We start from the raw sequence: 19,402 nt of genomic DNA, 5'->3' as shown, positions 1-19,402 counted from the left end.
GCGTCACGTCCGTGCTGGAGCTCACCGTGTCCGAACCGCCCGCCGTACCGCGGGACAACGCCGGCGGGGGCCGAACGAGGTGGCTGCCCGTCCTCGGTCTGCTGGCCGGGGCGGCGGTGATGGTCGCTGTCGGTGTCGGTGGTGCCGGGCCGTCCCCGCAACACCCGGCGCTGCTGGCGTTTCCGGTCATCATGATCGTCTCGATGTTGACGTCGCTGGCGTACGGCGTGGGCGGGGCCGGCAACGCCAAGCTCGACCGCGACCGCGACGACTATCTGTCCTATCTGGGTCGGATCGGGGGCGAACTGCGCGAAGCGGCTGTGCGACAACAGGATCGAAGCCGAGACCGGCACCCGGACCCCGCGGCGCTGTGGACGTCGGCGGGCACCGCGCTGATGTGGCGCTGCCGCGCCGGCGAACCCGGGTACGGGCGGGTCCGGGTGGGCCGCGGTGAGATCGGCCCCGAGGTCCGGCCGGTGCGGGCGGGCGGGGTCGCCGCCGCGTCGTCGATCACCATGGGCGATCCGGTCACGCACACCGCGCTGGATCGGTTCCTCGAGGCCCATGCCGTGCTGCCGGACATGGCCGTGACGATCGACCTGCTGGCCGCCGATGTGGTGGCCGTGGCCGGGGAGCGCGACGGGGCGCGGGCGCTGGCGCGCGCACTGCTCTGCCAACTCGCGGTGTCCCACGGCCCGGATCAGGTGCGGGTCGCCGTGGTGGCCGGTGCCACCACCCGCGGGCACTGGGATTGGGTCAAATGGCTGCCGCACAACGGTGATCCGCCGATGTTCTTCGAGGCGCTGACCGACCTCGGCGCGGCACCGCGCGACGGTGCCCGACTGCTGGTGGTGCTCGACCACGCCTGCGCCACCTCGGGGGCCCGGCCGTCGGGGGCCACGGTCCTCGCGGTGGGCGGGGCCGAGGGGGCCGACCTACACCTGACCGTGACGCCGACCGAGGTCACCGTCCGCGGCCGGGAGAACCGCACGGCGGCACCGGATCTGATGCCGACCGCGCAGGCGCTGGCGTGCGCGCGACGCCTGGCCCGGCACCACCTCGGGGCGAGCCCGCGCGCCGGCACCGGTTGGTTGCACCTGATGGGTCTCACCGGCCTCGAGGCCCTCGACGCCGAAGCGTTGTGGCGCGGCGACAATCCGCGCGAGTTGCGAGTCCCACTGGGCAGCGCGGAATCCGGTCGCCCCGTCGAACTCGACATTCGCGAGGCCGCGGCCGGCGGCATGGGCCCGCACGGGTTGTGCATCGGAGCAACCGGTTCCGGCAAATCCGAACTGCTGCGCACCGTCGCGGTGGGCATGATCGCGGTCCACCCGCCCGAGGAACTCAACCTGATCCTGGTGGACTTCAAGGGCGGGGCGACGTTTCTCGACCTGCATCGCGCGCGCCATGTCTCGGCGATCATCACGAACCTCGCCGACGAGGCCTACCTGGTGGACCGCATGCAGGACGCGCTGACCGGGGAGATCAATCGCCGCCAACGGATGCTGCGCGAGGCCGGCAATGTGGGCGGCATCGCCGATTACCGGCGGGCCCGCGCCGCCGGGCGACCGTTGCCGCCGCTGCCGACCCTGCTGGTGATCGTCGACGAGTTCGCCGAGTTGCTCGGCCAACATCCCGAGTTCGTCGACGTGTTCGTCGCGATCGGGCGCCTGGGCAGGTCGCTGGGCATCCATCTGCTGCTGGCCAGCCAGCGTCTCGACGAGGGGCGGTTGCGCGGACTGGAATCGCACCTGTCGTATCGAATCTGTCTGAAGACCCTGTCGGCCGGCGAATCTCGGGCCGTACTCGGCGTGGCCGACGCGTATGAGCTGCCGACCGCGCCGGGCGGTGCGTTCTTGAAGGTCGGCGCGAGCGACCCGCTGCGATTTCAGGCCGCGCTGGTCTCGGCGGCGGTGCCGTCCGCCCCGCCGCGGCCGGCCCCGGTCAATGCCCCGGTCGAATTCGCCGGCGTGCCCAGCCTGCCGGATCGGCCGCCGGTCGAGGCCCCGTCGACCGCGACGCTGCTCGACGCGGTGCTCGATGCCGTGGCCGACCACGGCGCGCCGGCCCACCCGGTGTGGCTGCCCCCACTGCCGCACTCGCCGAGCCTGGACGAGGTCCTGTCGCAGGCCGCGGTCGAGGATCTGCGGATCCCGGTCGGGCTGGCCGATCGGGTGTTCGAACAGCGCCGGGAGCCGACGCTGGTGGAGCTGTCGGGAGCGGCCGGCAATGTGGCCGTCATCGGCGCTCCCCAGTCCGGCAAGAGCGCCGCGCTGCGGACGCTGTGCCTGGCGCTGGCCGCCACCCACCCGCCGGAACGAATCCAGCTCTACTGCCTCGATTTCGGTGGCGGATTGGGGCCGCTGCGGCAGTTGCCGCACGTGGGCGCGATCGCGTGCCGCCGCGACGTCGAACTCGTTCGTCGTACCGTGGCGGATCTGACCGCCCTGCTGCGCCGCCGCGAGGCGCTGTTCACCCGGCATGGCCTGGACTCGATGGCCGCCTACCGGCACCACCGTGCCACCGGTGTCGACGACACCGAGGACCCGTTCGGCGATGTGTTCCTGATCGTCGACGGCTGGGCGGCGCTGCGCCAAGAATACGAAGAGCTGGAGCAGGCCATCACAATGATTGCGGCAGAAGGGCTTTCATTGGGACTGCACGTGGTGCTCGCGGCCGGGCGGTGGGCAGATCTGCGGCCGGCGCTGCGCGATCAGATCGGCACCAGGATCGAGCTGCGCCTGGCCGACCCGATCGACTCGGAAATCGACCGGCGCGCCGCGCGCAACGTGCCGGCCGGTCGGCCCGGGCGCGGCCTGACCCCCGAGGGCAACGCGCTCACGGTCGCGCTGCCACGGCTGGACGGGTGCGCGAGCGCGACCGGTCTGGCCGAGGCCACCGCGGCCGCCGCCAACGCGCTGCGGGACCGCTACCCCGACCGGCAGGCGCCGCCGATCCGGGTGCTGCCGCACCTGGTCGACCATGCCGCCCTCGCGGCCACGCCCCGCTCCGGAACACAGGTCGTGATCGGCGTGGACGAGCATCGCCTGGGCGCCGTGACGCTGGACTTCGATGTCCAACCGCACCTGCTGATCCTGGGCGACCGCGGCAGCGGAAAGACCTCGGCGCTGCGCATGATCGCCGCCCAGATCGACCGGCGGCACCGGCTGATCGTCGTGGACCCGCGCCGGACCATGACCGCGGTGCCGGGCGCGACCCATGTCAGCGGTGGCGCGGACCTGGTGGCGGTGATCGAGGATTTGCTCCTGCTGCTGCACCGCCGCACGACCGCCGCCGATCACGGTCCCGCGGTGTTCGTCCTGGTGGACGACTACGACGTGGCGACGGGTACGGCCGAGGGCGCGCTGACGCGATTGACCGAGATCTTGCCGCTGGCCCGCGATGTCGGGCTGCACCTGCTGATCGCTCGGCCCGCCGCCGGGGCCGGGCGAGCGCTGTATGAGCCGCTGCTCGCCGCGGTTCGGCACAGCGACGCCATGGGACTGCAACTGAGTGCGGGTGCCGACGAGGGCCCGTTGTTGGCATCGAGCCGCCCCGCCGTGCTGCCGCCCGGACGCGCGGTGCTGATCACCCGGGCAGGTGGCGAACAGTGCATCCAAGTCGCGTGGAGCGCGCCGTGACCCGGGTCGCGGTGTGCGAACTCGGCCCGGCGACGGTCCGCCGGCTCGGGCCGGCCGCGGGCACCGGTGTGGACCCGGTGTTGGCGCGAGCGGCACTGGCGGCCGGCGATGACCCGGTGACGGTGGTGGGGGACCGGGCGGTGCGCACCGCCGCGGTGTGGCGGCAGGTGTTCGCGACGCTGCTCGGCGACGCCCAGCAGGCCCACTTGATCCACCCGAGTTGGTGGCCGGCGACCAGGCCGGCGTTGGTGGCCGAGCTGGCCCGCGGCGTCGTGCGGCGGGTCGTCACCAGTTCGCGTGCCGCGCTGGTCGGACCGGGGTCGGTGCATGTCGAGATCGCCCCGCAGCTGGTGCTGGTGTCGGCCGGCGGCAAGCCGATTCAGGGCGAATCCCGTTCGGCGGCACCAGGTGACGTCGCCACCCGGGTGACCGCGCTGGTGGCGGGCCAACCACCGAGACCGGTGGCACTGGATGCGCCGGCCGAGGTGCCCGGCGCCGCCGCGCTGGCGGAGCTGATCGCGGCGCGGCTGCGTGCCGACGGGGTGCCGGTACGCCGGGTGGACCCGAATCGGTGGGTCGCAGCACCGGAGCCCGCCCCGCCGACGCCCACCCCGGTCGTCGCTCGCCGACCCAGCGGGGTGTCGGTGGGCCTCGCGGCGGTGCTGCTGGCCGGGCTCGGGGTGGGATGGCTGCTGCGCCCCGAGTCCCACACCGCGTCGGTGTCGTCGACGGTGGCGCTGGTCGAGGGTCGCATCACCGCCGACATCCCCGAGGGCTGGCTGGTGCGGCGGGTGACCGGGGGACCCGGGTCGGCGCGCCTGGAGGTCGCCGCTCCCGACAATCCCGCTGCGGTAGTGCATCTCACCCAGGCGCCGGTGCCGGGACAGGACTTGCGCGCCGTGGCCGCCACGCTGCGCGCCGTGCTGGCCGAACAACCGCCGGGGGTGTTCCTCGAGTTCGAGTCGGCCCGCGCTCGCGCGGGACGGGATGCGGTGACCTACCGCGAGGTCCGCGCCGACGCGGAGATCGACTGGACCGTATTCGTCGAGGACGGCATCCGCATCGGCGTCGGCTGCCAGAGTCCGCCCGGGGACACCCACCACGCGCAACCGGCCTGTGAACTCGCAATCCGCTCCGCACACCGAATTCGCTGAGGAGGAGACCGCGAACCCGCACCACTGTCCGTACCAGGGGCCACCCGAACCGATCAAGGAGACCAGATGAGCACACCGCACGACAGCCTCGCCACCGACTTCGAGCTGATGACCAAGGTCGCCGGGACGACCGACGCCCGCAGCGCGGAGATCCGCGCCATGCTGCATTCCTTCATCGGGCGCATGACTGCCGTACCGCCCACGGTCTGGAGTGGTGCTGCCGCAACCGTTTTCCGCGACGTCATGCAGCGCTGGAACGCCGAGTCGGTGCGGCTGTGCACCGCGTTGGAGGCGATCGCCGAAACCATTCGCACCAATGAGCGCGCCCTGCGGGCCGCCACCGAGCGGCACGCGCGGCAGGTCGGCGCGAGCGCCGCGGAACTCTGAAGGGGCAGACCATGGATCCAGTGCTGTCGTATCAGTTCGGGGAGATCGATGCGTTGGTGCGCGGCGAGATCAACGCCACCTCGGGCAGGCTGAACGCCATGCTCGATGACCTCAGAGCGCAGATCGCACCGTTGCAGGAGCTGTGGACCCGCGAGGCGGCCACCGCCTATCGCGGTGAACAACTGCGGTGGCAGCAGTCCGCGGTCGCGCTCAACGACATGCTGATGCGGCTCGGGCACGCCGTCGGTGAGGGCGCCGCCGACCTGGCCGAGACCGACCGGCGCGCCGCGAACACCTGGTTCCGGTAGCGCCGCCACCAACTCTGTGCGGTCCCGCCGGGAGGAGAGCCCGGTGGGGCCGCACAGTCGCGAAAAGTGAGTAGCAACTCCGAAAGCCGCGCTGAACTGCTCCGATGGCGGTCCGGAACGCGAGTTGTCAGCGTCGCGCTGGTGCCGAAGGATCGATGCATGGACATCGACCGGTACGCCGCCTTCCTGCCACCCGACCGCCGCTCCGGGGTGCTGCCGGAGCCGACGTGGATGGACTGGCGTGGCCGTCGCATCCACATCGCCCGCGCGACCGACGCCTCGGCCCCCGTGCGGATGATCGTGGTGCACGGCGGCGGTGGGTACTCGGGTGCGCTGTGGCCGTTGGCCGGGCTGCTCGCGGGCGAGGGCGTCGAGGTGCTCTCGCCGGACATGCCGCTGTACGGCGACACCGTGGAACCCGAACCCGCCCGGGTGCGCTATGCGGATTGGATCGACCTGCTCTGCGACATCGTCGTCGAAGAGCGGCGCCGCGATGCGCGTCCGATCGTGCTGTTCGGCGCGAGCATGGGCGGCATGCTGGCCTACGAGGTCGCCGCGCGCACCGGCGAGGTCGCCGCGGTGCTGGCGACCTGCCTACTCGATCTGTCCGATCCGGCCGCGCTGGCGGCGGCGTCCCGGATCAAGGTCGACGGCCGGATCAGCGGCGCGGCGCTGCGGATGGGCGGCGCGGCGTTCGGAAACCTCCGAGTGCCGATGCGCTGGGTCGCCGACATGTCCGCGATGAGCGGCAATCCGCGGCTGTCGAGGTTGTGCGCGACCGACCCGAAGGGCGGTGGCGTCCACGTTCCCCTCGGGTTCCTGTCCAGCTGGCTCGGTTATCGGCACACCGTGCCCGAGCAGTACCGCGGCGCGGCGGTCACCCTGGTCCATCCCGCTGCCGACGCCTGGACCCCGCCAGAGCGCAGTATCGGTTTCCTGCAACGGATCTCGGCGCCGACCCGGTTGGTGCTGCTGGACAACTGCGGGCACTACCCGATCGAGGAGCCGGGCTTGACACAGCTGGGGGAGGCGGTGCGCGAGACCGTCAGGGCGGTGGCGGAGCAAGCCGGTCGACGGTGAGCAACAACTGCTTCACGTCGTAGCCGTGCCGGGGCATCACGCGGTGCACCTGGGCGTCGACGGCGTGCAGGATCGTGCGGGCGGTCAACTCCGGGTCCGCGCCGCCCCGACCGCAGCGCTTGAGGTGGTAGGACACCTCGGCGCAGATCCAGTCTTCGAACCGGCCCATCTCCTCGACGTCGTCGGCGGTGCCGGCCACCCGGTGCAGCAACGCGTGCAGGCGCGGATGCCCGCTGTGCAGGTCCACCACTTCCCGCAGCAGCGTGGCCATCGTGGTCTCGAACGCCGGATTGTCCACCCGCAGCCGGTCGAACAGCGGGGCCAATCGCGCTTCGCCGTCCCGGACGTGTCGGCGGGCCACCGCCCGTAACAGCGCGTGCTTGTCCGGGAAATACTGGTACAGCGTGCCGATCGAGACGCCCGCGCGCTCGGCGATCCGGTTGGTGGTGGCCGCCGGCCCCTCCCGGGAGAACATCTGGGCGGCCGCCTCCACCAGCACGTCCAGGGTCTGTCTGGCCCGTTGCTGGTGCGGCGTCCTGCGTGGTGTCCCGATGCAGCCATTGTGGCCCAATTGCGGTTGGTGCATTGCGGCCGGCACCGGAGTCCGCAAGGGTGGTGGCTATCACGTTTCGTGCCGACCTGACGATCAGAAGAGGTTGAAGATGACTGTTTACGCGCGTCCGGGCGCCGAGGGTGCCGTGATGTCGTTCGAGGCCCGGTACGACAACTACATCGGTGGCCAATGGGTGCCGCCGACCGCCGGCCGCTACTTCGAGAACCCCACGCCGATCACCGGCGAGGCGTTCTGCGAGGTGGCGCGCTCCGACGAAGCCGATATCGACAAGGCGCTGGATGCGGCCCACGCCGCGGCGCCGGCCTGGGGCAAGACGTCGCCGGCCGAGCGTGCCGTCGTCCTGAACAAGATCGCCGACCGCATCGAGGAGAACCTGGAATCGATCGCGGTCGCCGAATCGTGGGACAACGGCAAGCCGGTCCGCGAGACGCTCAACGCCGACATCCCGTTGGCGGTCGATCACTTCCGGTACTTCGCCGGCGCCATCCGCGCCCAGGAGGGGTCGCTGTCGCAGATCGACGACGACACCGTGGCCTACCACTTCCATGAGCCCCTGGGTGTTGTCGGCCAGATCATCCCGTGGAACTTCCCGATCCTGATGGCGGTCTGGAAGTTGGCCCCGGCCCTGGCCGCGGGCAACGCCGTGGTGCTCAAGCCGGCCGAGCAGACCCCGGCCTCGATCCTGTACCTGATGTCGGTGATCGGCGATCTGCTGCCGCCCGGTGTCGTCAACGTGGTCAACGGCTTCGGGGTGGAGGCGGGTAAGCCGCTGGCCTCGAGCCACCGGATCGCCAAGATCGCGTTCACCGGCGAGACCACCACCGGCCGGCTCATCATGCAGTACGCCAGCCAGAACCTGATCCCGGTGACGCTCGAGTTGGGCGGCAAGAGCCCGAACATCTTCTTCAACGATGTGCTGGCCGCCAACGACGAGTATCAGGACAAGGCCCTGGAGGGCTTCACGATGTTCGCCCTCAACCAGGGCGAGGTCTGCACCTGTCCGTCCCGGTCGCTGATCCAGGCCGACATCTACGACGAGTTCCTCGCGATGGCCGCGATCCGGACCAAGGCCGTGCGACAGGGCGACCCGCTGGACACCGAGACGATGATCGGGGCGCAGGCCTCCAACGATCAGCTGGAAAAGATCCTGTCCTACATCGAGATCGGTAAAAGCGAGGGCGCCACGGTGGTCACCGGCGGGGAACGCGCCGAACTCGGCGGCGACCTGTCCGGCGGCTATTACGTTGCGCCAACCATCTTCACCGGCCACAACAAGATGCGGATCTTCCAGGAGGAGATCTTCGGTCCGGTCGTCGCGGTCACGTCGTTCAAGGACTACGACGAGGCGATCGACATCGCCAACGACACCCTGTACGGCCTCGGCGCCGGGGTGTGGAGCCGCAACGGCAACACCGCCTACCGCGCGGGCCGCGACATCAAGGCCGGCCGGGTCTGGACCAACTGCTATCACTCCTACCCCGCGCACGCGGCGTTCGGCGGTTACAAGCAGTCCGGCATCGGCCGGGAGAACCACAAGATGATGCTCGATCACTATCAGCAGACCAAGAATCTGCTGGTGTCCTACAGCAACAGCGCGCAGGGATTCTTCTGATCCCGAATCGGTCGAATAGTGTTGTCCGAGAACAGCATCAGTGGAGTTGGCGTACTTGAGTGGACACCGTCGTGATATCGGGAGATGATTTTGCGTCAGGTCGAGTACCCGACCTCTGGGCTCAATGGGGAGCGCGTTGGCGGCGGTGGCAACCAGATTGACCCTGTGAGGCGAAGGAGTTCGACGTGGCCGGTGTCGAAGCGCATCTCGAGAGTGCGGACTATCTGCAGAAGCGCCAACTGAAATCGGGCAGTGCGGGCTGGCTGCTGCTGGCCGGCCTCGGCGTCAGCTACGTCATCTCCGGCGACTACTCCGGCTGGAACTTCGGTCTCGAGCAGGGCGGCTTCGGCGGCCTGGCCATCGCGGCCGTCATCATCGCCGGCATGTACCTGGCCCTGGTCCTCGGGATGGCCGAGCTGTCCGCGGCCTTGCCGGCGGCCGGCGGCGGCTACACGTTCGCCCGTCGGGCACTCGGCCCGTGGGGTGGGTTCGCCACCGGCACAGCCATTCTCATCGAATACGCGATCGCCCCGGCCGCCATTGCGACGTTCATCGGCGCCTACGTCGAGTCACTCGGCCTGTTCGGGATCACCAGCGGTTGGTGGATCTATCTGGCGGCCTATGCGCTGTTCATCGGCATCCACCTGGCCGGTGTGGGGGAGGCGCTCAAGGTCATGTTCGTCATCACCGCCATCGCCCTGGTCGGGTTGCTGGTGTTCGCCGTCGCCGCCGTCGGGCACTTCGACCTGGCCAACCTGACCAACATCGCACCCACCGAGGCCGCCGGCGCCTCCGCCTGGCTGCCCCATGGCTACCTGGGGATCTGGGCCGCAATCCCGTTCGCCATCTGGTTCTTCCTCGCGATCGAGGGGGTGCCGCTGGCGGCGGAGGAGGCCGCCGACCCGGAGCGCAACGTGCCCCGCGGCATCATCGCCGCCATGGCCGTGCTGCTGGTCACCTGCGTCACGGTCCTGGTGCTGACCACCGGAGCCGGTGGTGCCCAAGAGATGTCGACCTCGGGCAACCCGCTGGTGGAGGCGCTCGGCGACGGCACCGCCGCCAAGATCGTGAACTACATCGGCCTGGCGGGCCTGATCGCCAGCTTCTTCTCGATCATCTACGCGTACTCGCGACAGTTGTTCGCGCTGTCCCGGGCGGGCTACCTGCCCAGAACGCTGTCGGTGACCAACAAGCGCAAGGCGCCCACCCTGGCGCTGATCATCCCCGGCGCCATTGGCTTCGTGCTGTCGCTGACCGGACAGGGCGACCTGCTGCTGAACATGGCGGTGTTCGGGGCCGCGCTGAGCTACGTGCTGATGATGGTCAGCCACATCGTGTTACGAGTGCGTGAGCCCGACATGCCGCGGCCGTACCGCACCCCGGGCGGCGCGGTGACCACGGGATTCGCGCTGGTCATCGCGGTGCTGGCGGTCATCGCGACCTTCCTGGTCAACCCCGTTGCGGCGGGCTGGTGCCTGGCGGTGTTCGCGGCGTTCATGGGATATTTCGCGGTGTACAGCCGGCACCAGTTGGTGGCCAATTCGCCCGACGAAGAGTTCGCGATCCTGGCCCAGGCCGAGAGCGAATTGACTTGAGTTATCGGCAACAGGTTTCGGGGGTGAACTACCACTTCGACGGGCTGGTCGAGGTGATGGCCAAAGCCACCCCGCTGCGCTCCGGGGATCAGCTTGCCGGATGCGCCGCCGAGCACGACGCCGAACGCGCGGCCGCCGCCTGGGTGCTCGCGGACCTGCCGCTGCAGACCTTCCTCGACGAGGACCTCGTCGACTACGACAGTGACGAGGTCACCCGGCTGATCATGGACAGTCATGACCGGCAAGCCTTTTCGGCGATCTCCAGTCTGACGGTCGGGGGCTTGCGCGATTGGTTGCTGGAGGCCGCCGCGCAGGACACGGCCGCCGAGACGATCGCCGCGGTCGGGCCGGGCCTGACCCCGGAGATGGTGGCCGCGGTCAGCAAGATCATGCGCAACCAGGACCTGATCGCGGTCGCGGCAGCCACCCGGGTGACTGCCGGATTCCGCACCACGATCGGTGCCCCCGGCACACTGGCGACCCGGCTGCAGCCCAACCACCCCACCGACGACCCCCGCGGGATTGCCGCCTCGGTGCTCGACGGGCTGCTGCTGGGTTGCGGTGATGCCGTGATCGGGGTCAACCCGGCCACCGACTCCCCACAGGCCACCGCCGACCTGCTGGAGTTGCTCGACTCCATTCGCACCCGTTACGACATCCCGGCACAGTCCTGCGTGCTCTCGCACATCACCACGACGATCGGACTGATCGAACGCGGGGCGCCCGTCGACCTCGTCTTCCAGTCCATCGCCGGGACCCAAAGCGCCAACGCCGCGTTCGGGGTCGACATCGCGCTGCTGCGGGAGGGCCGCGACGCCGCCCGCGCGCTGCACCGCGGAACCGTGGGCGACAACGTCATGTACCTCGAGACGGGGCAGGGCTCGGCGCTGAGCTCGCAGTCCCACCTGGGTGTCGGCGGCAAACCGGTGGACCAGCAGACCCTGGAGGCCCGGGCCTACGCGGTGGCCCGCGACCTGCAGCCGCTACTGATCAACACCGTGGTGGGATTCATCGGCCCGGAGTACCTCTACGACGGCAAACAGATCATCCGGGCCGGCCTGGAAGACCACTTCTGCGGCAAGCTGCTCGGCCTGCCGATGGGGGTGGACGTCTGCTACACCAACCACGCCGAGGCCGATCAGAACGACATGGACAACCTGCTGACGCTGCTGGCGGCCGCCCGGGTGGCGTTCGTCATCACGGTGCCCGGCGCCGACGACGTGATGCTCGGCTACCAGAGTCTGGCGTTCCACGACGTGCTGACCACCCGTCGCACCCTCGGGTTGCGGCCCGCCGCCGAGTTCGAGGCGTGGCTGCGCAAGGTGGGCATGGTCGACGAGGCGGGCACGCTCACGCCCTTCGACCTGACCCGATCACCGCTGCGTTCCCTGACCTCGACGGACCAGTGAGCCCGCCTTGACCAGCGAGGATCCGGCCGTCCGAGAATTCTGGGACACGCTGCGCCTGACCACTCAGGCCAGGATCGGTCTGGGTCGAGCCGGCAACGGGCTGCCGACCCGACGGGTGCTGGAGTTGGCGGCCGCGCACGCCACCGCCCGTGACGCCGTGCACATTCCGCTGGAGGTCGCCGAGTTGGCGGCAGCTGTCCGCGACGTCGGAATCGGCGAGCCCGCGACGGTGACCAGCCGGGCCCGTTCCCGCGACGAGTACCTGCGCAGACCGGACCTGGGGCGGGTACTCGCCGAATCCCGGGCGTTGCCCGAGCACCCGGCCGACATCGGCTTCGTGCTGGCCGACGGACTGTCGCCGACAGCCCTGGCGCACCACGGTGCGGCGCTGCTGAGCGCACTCGTCGAGCAGTTGCGTGACCGCTACACCCTGGCGCCGCCGGTGATCGCCACTCAGGCCCGCGTCGCACTCGGCGACCACATCGGCGCTCTGCAGCGGGTCCGCACCCTGTTGGTGATCATCGGGGAGCGGCCCGGCCTGAGCGTGGCCGACAGCCTCGGCATCTATCTGACCCATCTGCCGCGGCCCGGCCGTACCGATGCCGACCGCAACTGTGTCTCCAACATCCACCCGCCCGACGGCCTGGGGTACGCCGACGCCGCGCGGGTGGCGGCCGGTCTGATCGGCGGTGCGGTCGAGCTGGGACGCTCCGGAGTCGCCCTCAAGGACACCTCCCGCGCCGGCGAACTGCACTGATGCCGGACCGGGCGTTTTGACCTGCGCGGACGGCCACCGGTAAGCTGCCCGGTTGGCGTGTGCTGCCCTTTTCTCGGGCATACGGGTCCCGGGTCAACGTCGGTCGCCGGAACCTCAACTCGCACCCGCCTGACCGGCATTCCGTAACCCGAGAAGAGAAGGTAAGCAACGTGCCTACTTACACGCCGAAGGCGGGTGACACCACGCGTCAGTGGTATGTCATCGATGCCTCGGATGTGGTGCTCGGCCGCCTTGCTGTTGCAGCAGCCACCCTGCTGCGGGGCAAGCACAAGCCGACATTCACACCCAATGTCGACGGTGGTGACTTCGTCATCATCATCAACGCCGAGAAGGTCGCCATCAGCGGCGACAAGCTCGAGAAGAAGTTCGCTTACCGCCACTCGGGTTATCCCGGCGGTCTGCGCAAGCGCAGCATCGGCGAGCTGCTGGCCAAGCAGCCGACCCGGGTGGTGGAGAACGCCATCCTCGGCATGCTGCCGCACACGAAGTTGGGTCGGCAGATCCAGAAGAAGCTGAAGGTCTATGCGGGTCCCGAGCACCCCCATACCGCCCAGCAGCCGATCGCATACGAGATCAAGCAGGTGAGCCAGTGAGCGAGACTGACGTGACTGAAGAAGCCGTCACCGAGACCACCGAGACCGCAGAGGCCCCCGTGGCCGCTGAGGCTCCGGTGGAGACCTACGAGACCGCTGCCACCGAGGAGTCCGCTCCCCGCGAGCCGGTCTACCTGGAACGTCCCATCCAGACCGTGGGCCGCCGCAAGGAGGCCGTGGTCCGGGTGCGTCTGGTGCCCGGCACCGGCAAGTTCTTCCTGGACGGCCGCAGCCTGGAGGAGTACTTCCCGAACAAGGTGCATCAGCAGCTGATCAAGGCGCCGCTGGTGACCGTGGATCGGCTGGAGAGCTTCGATGTCTACGCCCACCTCGACGGTGGCGGACCCTCGGGTCAGGCCGGCGCGCTGCGCCTGGCGATCGCCCGTGCGCTCATCCTGGTGTCCCCCGAGGACCGTCCGGCGCTGAAGAAGGCCGGCTTCCTCACCCGCGACCCGCGTGCCATCGAGCGCAAGAAGTACGGCCTCAAGAAGGCCCGTAAGGCTCCTCAGTACAGCAAGCGCTGATACTGCGAGCAGGTCACTTTCTGGTCGCGAGCGTGCGTCCTTCCGCGACTGCGGCGGCGTGTCGCACCGCGGACACGCACGCTCGCGCCGGAAAGTGGGGAAACCGACCATCAAACCGGGAGGTTTGTCTGTTATGGGTCGACTGTTCGGCACCGATGGAGTCCGAGGACTGGCAAACCGCGAGTTGACCGCGGAACTCGCCCTGGCGCTGGGTTCCGCCGCCGCCCGTCACCTTGCACGTTCGAGCCCGGCGCGACGCCGGGTGGCGGTGGTCGGCCGCGATCCCCGAGCCAGCGGAGAAATGCTCGAGGCCGCGGTGGTGGCCGGCCTGACCAGCGAGGGTGTCGACGCCCTTCGCGTTGGTGTGCTCCCCACCCCGGCGGTGGCCTACCTGGCCGGCGCCTACGACGCCGACTTCGGCGTGATGATCTCCGCCTCGCACAACCCCATGCCGGACAACGGCATCAAAATTTTCGGTCCCGGCGGCCACAAGCTCGACGATGCCGCCGAGGACCAGATCGAGGCGCTCGTCGGCGATGAGCCGCTGGCGCGCAGAGCATCGGGTACCGGTGGACGCCCGATCGGCGCCGATATCGGGCGGGTGGTCAACGCCGAGGACGCGCTCGAGCGCTACCTGCGGCACGTCGGCAAGGCGGCCACCACCCGACTCGAAGGCCTGACCGTCGTGGTCGACTGCGCCCACGGGGCCGCCTCGACGGCCGCGCCGCGCGCCTACCGCGCCGCCGGAGCCACTGTGGTGGCGATCAACGCCGAACCCAACGGCCGCAACATCAACGACGGCTGCGGCTCCACGCACCTGGACGGGGTCGCCGCCGCGGTGCTCGCGCACGGCGCCGACCTGGGTTTGGCCCATGACGGCGATGCCGACCGGTGCCTGGCCGTCGACGCGACCGGCGCGGTGATCGACGGCGACGCCATCATGGTGGTGCTGGCTTCGGCGATGCAGGAGGCCGACGAGCTGGCGTCCAACACGCTGGTGGCCACGGTGATGAGCAATCTCGGCCTGCACCTGGCGATGCGTGCGGCCGGAATCGCGGTGCGTACCACCGCCGTCGGTGACCGCTACGTGCTCGAGGAGTTGCGCGCCGGGGAGTTCACGCTCGGCGGCGAGCAGTCCGGACACATCGTGCTGCCGGCGTTCGGCACCACCGGCGACGGGATCGTCACGGGCCTGCGGTTGATGTCGCGGATGGCTCAGACCGGTCTGTCGTTGGCCGAACTCGCGGCCGGCATGCGATCGCTGCCGCAGGTACTGATCAACGTCGAGGTGGCCGACAAGGCGACCGTCGTCCAAGCGCCCGCGGTGCAGTCCGCGGTCCGCGAGGCCGAGGCCGAGTTGGGTGATACGGGCCGAATCCTGTTGCGGCCCTCCGGAACCGAACAACTGGTTCGCGTCATGGTGGAGGCCGCCGACGAGGACACCGCGCGCCTGGTGGCCGGCCGGGTGGCCGAATCGGTGAGTCGCCAGCAGTAGCTTTCACCCCGGCCGCGGAACCGATGGCGGGCTGCCACCGTCTAAGTAGGCATGGGACAAGATGGGGTTCGCGTCGATGCGGACGCACTGCGGGCCGTCGCCGGCGAGTTCGAACGCGTTGCCGAGATGGTGGAGCGGGCGGTGCGGCCGCCACTGAGTTTCGGGAGCGCCGTCGCCGGTCGCGACCATGCCGCCGACGGTGCTGCGATACCGCGCGGTATCGAGCGGGTGGTCACCGACGCGATGCTGTGGTCCCGTGCCGCCGCGGAGATCGGGGCCGGTCTGCGAGCCGGTGCGCAACGGTACGCCGACTTCGATCGCGGCCTCGCCGGGCGATTGGGCTCCGATGACCGCGCTCTTTGATGTCGCGGCCCGGCTGGCCGAAGGCCGCGCCGCCCTCGAAGACGCCCACACGTACGTGTCGGCGGTGCGGCAGCGCGGCCACTCGAATCCCGAACTCACCGATCTCGCGTCCTGGTACGGCACCGAACACGGCCTCGACCTGCAGCGCCTGCATGCCGATCGGGCCGCGGTGGAGACCGCGGCGCGCGCCGCGACCGAGGCGGTGGACCTGGCCCGCGGTCAACTTGCGGCGCTGGTGCGGGCCTGGACCGGGCCCGGTGCGGCAGCGAGCGTGGAATTCATTCGGCGACACTGTGATTCGTCCGCAGCGCTGGCTGATGCGCTGACGGTGGCGGCGCAGACCTGTGCCGCGCTGCGGGAGGAGCTGTGGCGGGCGGTGGACGCCAAGGTGGCGGCGACGACGGCGATCGTGGAACGGGTCGGGACGCGGCGGCAGAGCTGGTTGGCGGCCGCGCAGGCCGTGCTGACCGGCGCGCCTGATGAGGCGGCCGTGGACATCGTCGACGCGCAGGTGGCACCGTTTGTGGCCACCGCGATCGGCAACGACTGGCTCCGGGACATGCGGACGACGACCGAGGCCGCCCGGGACGCCTACCGGCGCGCCATCGATGCGCTCGGTCAGTGGCAGGGCGTGCAGTTCGAGGTGCCGGGCGACCTCGGGCCCCGGCCGGTTCGGGTGGCGCCCCAGACGACGGTAGCGGCGGCAGCGGAGGTGGTACCGCAGGAGGTATTTCAGGGTCCGGCCCGGTCGCTGTCCCGCCCGCTGTGCCGGCCGTAGCGCCGGGCCCCGCCGCTGTGCCAGCGATGGCGGAGGCCGCACCCTTGCCGCCTGCCGCACCGCCGGTCCCGGCGGCACCGCCGGACTTGGGTGCGGTTGCGGGGATCCCGGGGCGGATCGCCGAAACCCTGGGCGGGCTGTTGGGGGCTCCGGGCGCCGGTATGCCGGCGGCGGGGACGGCCGGCTCGGATATTGACTCGCCGGCACTCGACGAGCTCGACCCGCCGGCACTCGACGAGCTTGAGCCGCCAGCGCTAGGCGAGGCCGAGGAGTCGCAGGACGAGGAGGCCGACCCTCATCCGGAGGACACCGACGAGGAGGAAGGGGCCGAGATCGAACCCGAGGACGGCCCTACCGAGGTCGACCCGGTAGGGCAGCCACCCGAACACGAGCCCGAACCCGAACCGGACTGCGTCCCGAGCGCACCGGTAGCTGCACCACCGCCGCCACCGGTACCGGCGGCGACCCCGTGCGAGATGGCCGCCGACGAACTACCCCAGGTGGGGGAGTGATCACCGGGTCAGGGCAACCAATTCCTCGACATACTCCATGGATTCGCGCTCGTTGCCCATGGGATGCACCAGCAGCGTGGTCACCCCGGACTCCGCGAAGGCCGCGATCCGGTCCTTGATGTACCCGCGGGGTCCGATCAGCGACACGCTGCGCACCAGCTCGTCGGGAACGGCGGCTACAGCCTCCTGCTTGAGTCCGGCCAGGTACAGATCCTGAATGCGGTCGGCGGCCTCGCCAAACCCGTAGCGGGTGGCCAACTTGTGATAGAAATTCTGGCCGCGCGCACCCATCCCGCCGAGGTAGAGCGCCAATTGCGGTTTTGCCCAGGCCAGTCGGTCTTCGACGTCCTCGCCGATGGCCAGGCTCGCCGAGACCATGACGTCCAGCTCGCCGAGTGCGGGATCGCGCTTGGCGAAGCCCGCCCGCAGCGCGTCGCCCCATACCTCATCGGCCTTCTCCGGCATGTAGAACACCGGTTGCCAGCCTTCGGCGATCTCAGCGGTTAACTGCACGTTCTGCGGGCCAAGCGCGGCGATGACAATCGGAATCCGTTCCCGGACAGGGTGATTGATCAGCTTCAGCGGCTTGCCCAGCCCGGTGCCACGGTCGGCGGGCAGCGGCAACTGGTAGTAGCGTCCGTCGTAATTCAGCCGCTCGCGCCGCCACACCTGCCGGCAGATCTCCACCACCTCGCGGGTGCGGCCCATGGGTGCGTCGAACGGGACGCCGTGGAAGCCCTCCACCACCTGCGGCCCGGACGTTCCGATTCCCAACCGGAAGCGGCCGTCGGACACGTAGTCCACGCCGGCGGCGCTCATCGCCAGCAGTGACGGTGTTCGGGTGTAGATCGGCACCACACCCGAACCGAGTTCGATCCTCGAGGTCTTGGCGGCGAGGTAGCCGAGTTGGCTGATGGCGTCGAAGGAGTACGCCTCGGGGACCAGTGCGATGTCGACGCCGAGTTTCTCGAACTCGACCACCTGCTCGGCGGCCTCGCGAAAGCCGCCCGAATACCCCAGAAAGATGCCAGTGCGCATAGCAGTCAGTTATACACCAACCAGTTGGTGGGCTAGCCGAGCAGACCCGCGCCACCATGGCCGGCCAGTTGGTAGCGAGGTGTTCCGCCCGATTACCCAGTAGCAACCCGCGGCGTGAAGCTGCCGTGGAACGTCAGCGGCAGGTGGTGGCGCAGCCTGCCGACGTAGATCGGGTCGGCCTCGACAGCCTTGGCGTCCAGCACCACCAGGCTCGCGACGTTGTTGATCCCGTCCTGGGTGGCCACCAGCAGCCAGCCGTCGTCCTCGTCGGTGCCGCCGGGGCGCGGGGCGAAGATGGCCTCGTGCGGCAGCTGCCCGTCGGGCAGGTGGTGGATGGACTCCTTGCCCGTCGAGTTGTCGACCTTTGCAATGGAATTGGGGTAGACGCTGCCGTCGGCGCCGGCCGACAGGTAGGTGTAGCGGTTCTGCAGCGTGGTGTGCTTCAGGTTGAAGGTGGGGAACTCCCCGCTGAGGTCGCAGATCTGCTCGGTCCTGACGGTCCCGGCCGGTGTGATCCGGACCCGGCTGAGCGTCCCGCCGTAGGGCATGGTCGACGTCTCGACCAGGTTCTGCACCGCGGACAACTGGCCGTTGAGCTGCTCCCAGGTGGCGTGATAGTTGACCAGCTCGACCACGGTGTCATCGCCCTGTTCGTAGGCGTTGGACAGGTGCAGGTGCAGGGACGAATCCGTCTGCAACACCACGGGTTTGCCGCCGTCGCGGGGCACCAGTGCGATCATCGTGCCCTGGCTGGCGTCGTACTCGATGGCATCGATGTAGTTGCGCAACCCCAGGCCCGAACCCAGGAACTTGCCCAGCGGGAACACCAGCGGGGGGATCACGAACACCATGTGCCGCGCGGTCAGGCCCACATCATGATTGAACATCGGCGAGGGCAGCCTGAGTTCGCCCAGTCGGTGCAGTCGGCCGCGTGGATCGACGCGATAGCAGATCAGCTTCGGGATCGGCGCCATCGCCATGCCGAAGTTGAACATGTCGCCGGTGTCCGGATCCCATTTGGGATGCGCGGAGAACGCGCCGAGCCACTTGAGGCCGCCGTCGAAGTCGTGCAGTCCGACAGTGTCGAGGGTGTCCGGGTCGACTTCGGTGGGCCGGCCGCCCTCCCACAACGCCAACAACTTGCCCGCATGCGTGACGACTCCGGTGTTGGCGACGTTGGCCGGGAAGCGCAACGCGTTGGCCAGCACCCCGCCCGGGCGCATGGTCCCCAGCGCGCGATAGGGCGCGCCACCGGAGCCCAGCGACTTCCGGTAGTGCTTGGTCTTGATGTAGCGGTTCCGGAACCGCACGGTGCCGTCGGCGATGGCGAACATCGACAGCATCCCGTCGCCGTCGAAGAGGTGACCCAACGCTTGGCCGCCGGCCTCGAGCTTGCCTGGACCGTTGCGGTAGAGGGTGCCGCGCAACTCCTCGGGCAGCGCCCCCTCGAAATCCTCGATGGTGTAGTCGTGTTCGGCGTACAGCGGCTCGTAGGCGGACATGCTGGGACTTGTCACGGCATTCCTAGCTGGCTCAGTCGGCTGGTCGAACCCCGGTCGAA

At 69.8% G+C, this 19,402-nt stretch carries 18 protein-coding genes; 15 read left to right on the top strand and 3 right to left on the bottom strand.

What is annotated here, in order from left to right; all coding sequences use genetic code 11:
- Positions 1 to 11: 11 nt before the first annotated feature.
- The 5 genes from eccCa (at position 12) to RCP80_RS18660 (ending at position 6,570) form a co-directional block, all read left to right on the top strand.
- The gene (eccCa, locus tag RCP80_RS18680; protein WP_308479095.1) at positions 12 to 3,641 is read left to right on the top strand and encodes a type VII secretion protein EccCa; all 3,630 of its coding nucleotides are present in this window, start codon (positions 12 to 14) and stop codon (positions 3,639 to 3,641) included.
- A complete protein-coding gene (locus RCP80_RS18675) occupies positions 3,611 to 4,795 on the top strand; it encodes a type VII secretion-associated protein (protein WP_308479094.1) in 1,185 nt (394 codons plus the stop codon). The genes eccCa and RCP80_RS18675 overlap by 31 nt, the downstream gene beginning before the upstream one ends.
- 66 nt (positions 4,796 to 4,861) lie before the next feature.
- A complete protein-coding gene (locus RCP80_RS18670) occupies positions 4,862 to 5,182 on the top strand; it encodes a WXG100 family type VII secretion target (protein ID WP_308479093.1) in 321 nt (106 codons plus the stop codon).
- A gap of 11 nt (positions 5,183 to 5,193) precedes the next feature.
- The gene (locus RCP80_RS18665) at positions 5,194 to 5,490 is read left to right on the top strand and encodes a WXG100 family type VII secretion target (RefSeq protein ID WP_308479092.1); all 297 of its coding nucleotides are present in this window, start codon (positions 5,194 to 5,196) and stop codon (positions 5,488 to 5,490) included.
- Positions 5,491 to 5,649: 159 nt separating this feature from the next.
- On the top strand, positions 5,650 to 6,570 hold the full coding sequence (locus tag RCP80_RS18660) for an alpha/beta hydrolase (RefSeq protein ID WP_308479091.1): 921 nt from the start codon (positions 5,650 to 5,652) through the stop codon (positions 6,568 to 6,570).
- On the opposite strand, the gene RCP80_RS18655 is transcribed toward RCP80_RS18660, so the two are convergent.
- The gene (locus RCP80_RS18655; RefSeq protein WP_373693546.1) at positions 6,536 to 7,156 is read right to left on the bottom strand and encodes a TetR/AcrR family transcriptional regulator; all 621 of its coding nucleotides are present in this window, start codon (positions 7,154 to 7,156) and stop codon (positions 6,536 to 6,538) included. The genes RCP80_RS18660 and RCP80_RS18655 overlap by 35 nt on opposite strands.
- Positions 7,157 to 7,232: 76 nt before the next feature.
- Here RCP80_RS18655 and adh point away from each other — a divergent pair, with 76 nt between their 5' ends.
- The 10 genes from adh (at position 7,233) to RCP80_RS18605 (ending at position 16,803) form a co-directional block, all read left to right on the top strand.
- Positions 7,233 to 8,756: an aldehyde dehydrogenase gene (gene adh / locus RCP80_RS18650; protein ID WP_308479089.1), complete on the top strand. Its 1,524-nt coding sequence runs from the start codon at positions 7,233 to 7,235 to the stop codon at positions 8,754 to 8,756.
- 185 nt (positions 8,757 to 8,941) lie between these two features.
- The gene (gene eat, locus RCP80_RS18645) at positions 8,942 to 10,351 is read left to right on the top strand and encodes an ethanolamine permease (RefSeq protein ID WP_308479088.1); all 1,410 of its coding nucleotides are present in this window, start codon (positions 8,942 to 8,944) and stop codon (positions 10,349 to 10,351) included.
- Entirely contained in the window at positions 10,348 to 11,760 is a 1,413-nt protein-coding gene (locus tag RCP80_RS18640; protein ID WP_308479087.1) for an ethanolamine ammonia-lyase subunit EutB, read from the top strand. Before eat ends, RCP80_RS18640 begins: the two co-directional genes overlap by 4 nt.
- 7 nt (positions 11,761 to 11,767) lie before the next feature.
- On the top strand, positions 11,768 to 12,517 hold the full coding sequence (gene eutC, locus RCP80_RS18635; RefSeq protein ID WP_308479086.1) for an ethanolamine ammonia-lyase subunit EutC: 750 nt from the start codon (positions 11,768 to 11,770) through the stop codon (positions 12,515 to 12,517).
- Positions 12,518 to 12,687: 170 nt separating this feature from the next.
- Positions 12,688 to 13,131 (top strand): 50S ribosomal protein L13, encoded by a 444-nt coding sequence (gene rplM / locus RCP80_RS18630; RefSeq protein ID WP_308479085.1) that lies wholly within the window; start codon positions 12,688 to 12,690, stop codon positions 13,129 to 13,131.
- 11 nt (positions 13,132 to 13,142) lie between these two features.
- A complete protein-coding gene (gene rpsI, locus RCP80_RS18625) occupies positions 13,143 to 13,655 on the top strand; it encodes a 30S ribosomal protein S9 (protein WP_373693545.1) in 513 nt (170 codons plus the stop codon).
- 133 nt (positions 13,656 to 13,788) lie between these two features.
- Entirely contained in the window at positions 13,789 to 15,150 is a 1,362-nt protein-coding gene (glmM, locus tag RCP80_RS18620) for a phosphoglucosamine mutase (RefSeq protein WP_308479084.1), read from the top strand.
- 51 nt (positions 15,151 to 15,201) lie between these two features.
- The gene (locus RCP80_RS18615) at positions 15,202 to 15,513 is read left to right on the top strand and encodes a type VII secretion target (RefSeq protein ID WP_308479083.1); all 312 of its coding nucleotides are present in this window, start codon (positions 15,202 to 15,204) and stop codon (positions 15,511 to 15,513) included.
- Positions 15,497 to 16,291 carry a hypothetical protein gene (locus RCP80_RS18610; RefSeq protein ID WP_308479082.1) on the top strand — a complete coding sequence of 265 codons (795 nt, stop codon included), beginning with the start codon at positions 15,497 to 15,499 and terminating at the stop codon, positions 16,289 to 16,291. Before RCP80_RS18615 ends, RCP80_RS18610 begins: the two co-directional genes overlap by 17 nt.
- A 26-nt stretch (positions 16,292 to 16,317) precedes the next feature.
- Positions 16,318 to 16,803: a hypothetical protein gene (locus tag RCP80_RS18605; protein WP_308479081.1), complete on the top strand. Its 486-nt coding sequence runs from the start codon at positions 16,318 to 16,320 to the stop codon at positions 16,801 to 16,803.
- On the opposite strand, the gene RCP80_RS18600 is transcribed toward RCP80_RS18605, so the two are convergent.
- Positions 16,804 to 17,841, bottom strand: coding sequence for an LLM class F420-dependent oxidoreductase (locus tag RCP80_RS18600; RefSeq protein ID WP_308479080.1), 1,038 nt, complete (start codon positions 17,839 to 17,841; stop codon positions 16,804 to 16,806).
- Positions 17,842 to 17,933: 92 nt separating this feature from the next.
- A complete protein-coding gene (locus tag RCP80_RS18595; protein ID WP_308479079.1) occupies positions 17,934 to 19,343 on the bottom strand; it encodes a carotenoid oxygenase family protein in 1,410 nt (469 codons plus the stop codon).
- Positions 19,344 to 19,402 lie beyond the last annotated feature (59 nt).

The sequence above is a fragment of the Mycolicibacterium sp. MU0053 genome, assembly GCF_963378095.1.
Taxonomy (GTDB): Bacteria; Actinomycetota; Actinomycetes; order Mycobacteriales; family Mycobacteriaceae; genus Mycobacterium; species Mycobacterium burgundiense.
This window is presented reverse-complemented; position numbering and strand designations above follow the sequence as displayed.

Bases quoted from the DNA above. Each gene is read 5' to 3' on its own strand.
- RCP80_RS18670 (WP_308479093.1), top strand. From the start codon at position 4,862: ATGAGCACACCGCACGACAGCCTCGCCACCGACTTCGAGCTGATGACC.
- RCP80_RS18665 (WP_308479092.1), top strand. From the start codon at position 5,194: ATGGATCCAGTGCTGTCGTATCAGTTCGGGGAGATCGATGCGTTGGTG.
- RCP80_RS18660 (WP_308479091.1), top strand. From the start codon at position 5,650: ATGGACATCGACCGGTACGCCGCCTTCCTGCCACCCGACCGCCGCTCC.
- RCP80_RS18655 (WP_373693546.1), bottom strand. From the start codon at position 7,156: ATGCACCAACCGCAATTGGGCCACAATGGCTGCATCGGGACACCACGC.
- adh (WP_308479089.1), top strand. From the start codon at position 7,233: ATGACTGTTTACGCGCGTCCGGGCGCCGAGGGTGCCGTGATGTCGTTC.
- glmM (WP_308479084.1), top strand. From the start codon at position 13,789: ATGGGTCGACTGTTCGGCACCGATGGAGTCCGAGGACTGGCAAACCGC.
- RCP80_RS18615 (WP_308479083.1), top strand. From the start codon at position 15,202: ATGGGACAAGATGGGGTTCGCGTCGATGCGGACGCACTGCGGGCCGTC.
- RCP80_RS18610 (WP_308479082.1), top strand. From the start codon at position 15,497: ATGACCGCGCTCTTTGATGTCGCGGCCCGGCTGGCCGAAGGCCGCGCC.
- RCP80_RS18605 (WP_308479081.1), top strand. From the start codon at position 16,318: ATGGCGGAGGCCGCACCCTTGCCGCCTGCCGCACCGCCGGTCCCGGCG.
- RCP80_RS18600 (WP_308479080.1), bottom strand. From the start codon at position 17,841: ATGCGCACTGGCATCTTTCTGGGGTATTCGGGCGGCTTTCGCGAGGCC.
- RCP80_RS18595 (WP_308479079.1), bottom strand. From the start codon at position 19,343: ATGTCCGCCTACGAGCCGCTGTACGCCGAACACGACTACACCATCGAG.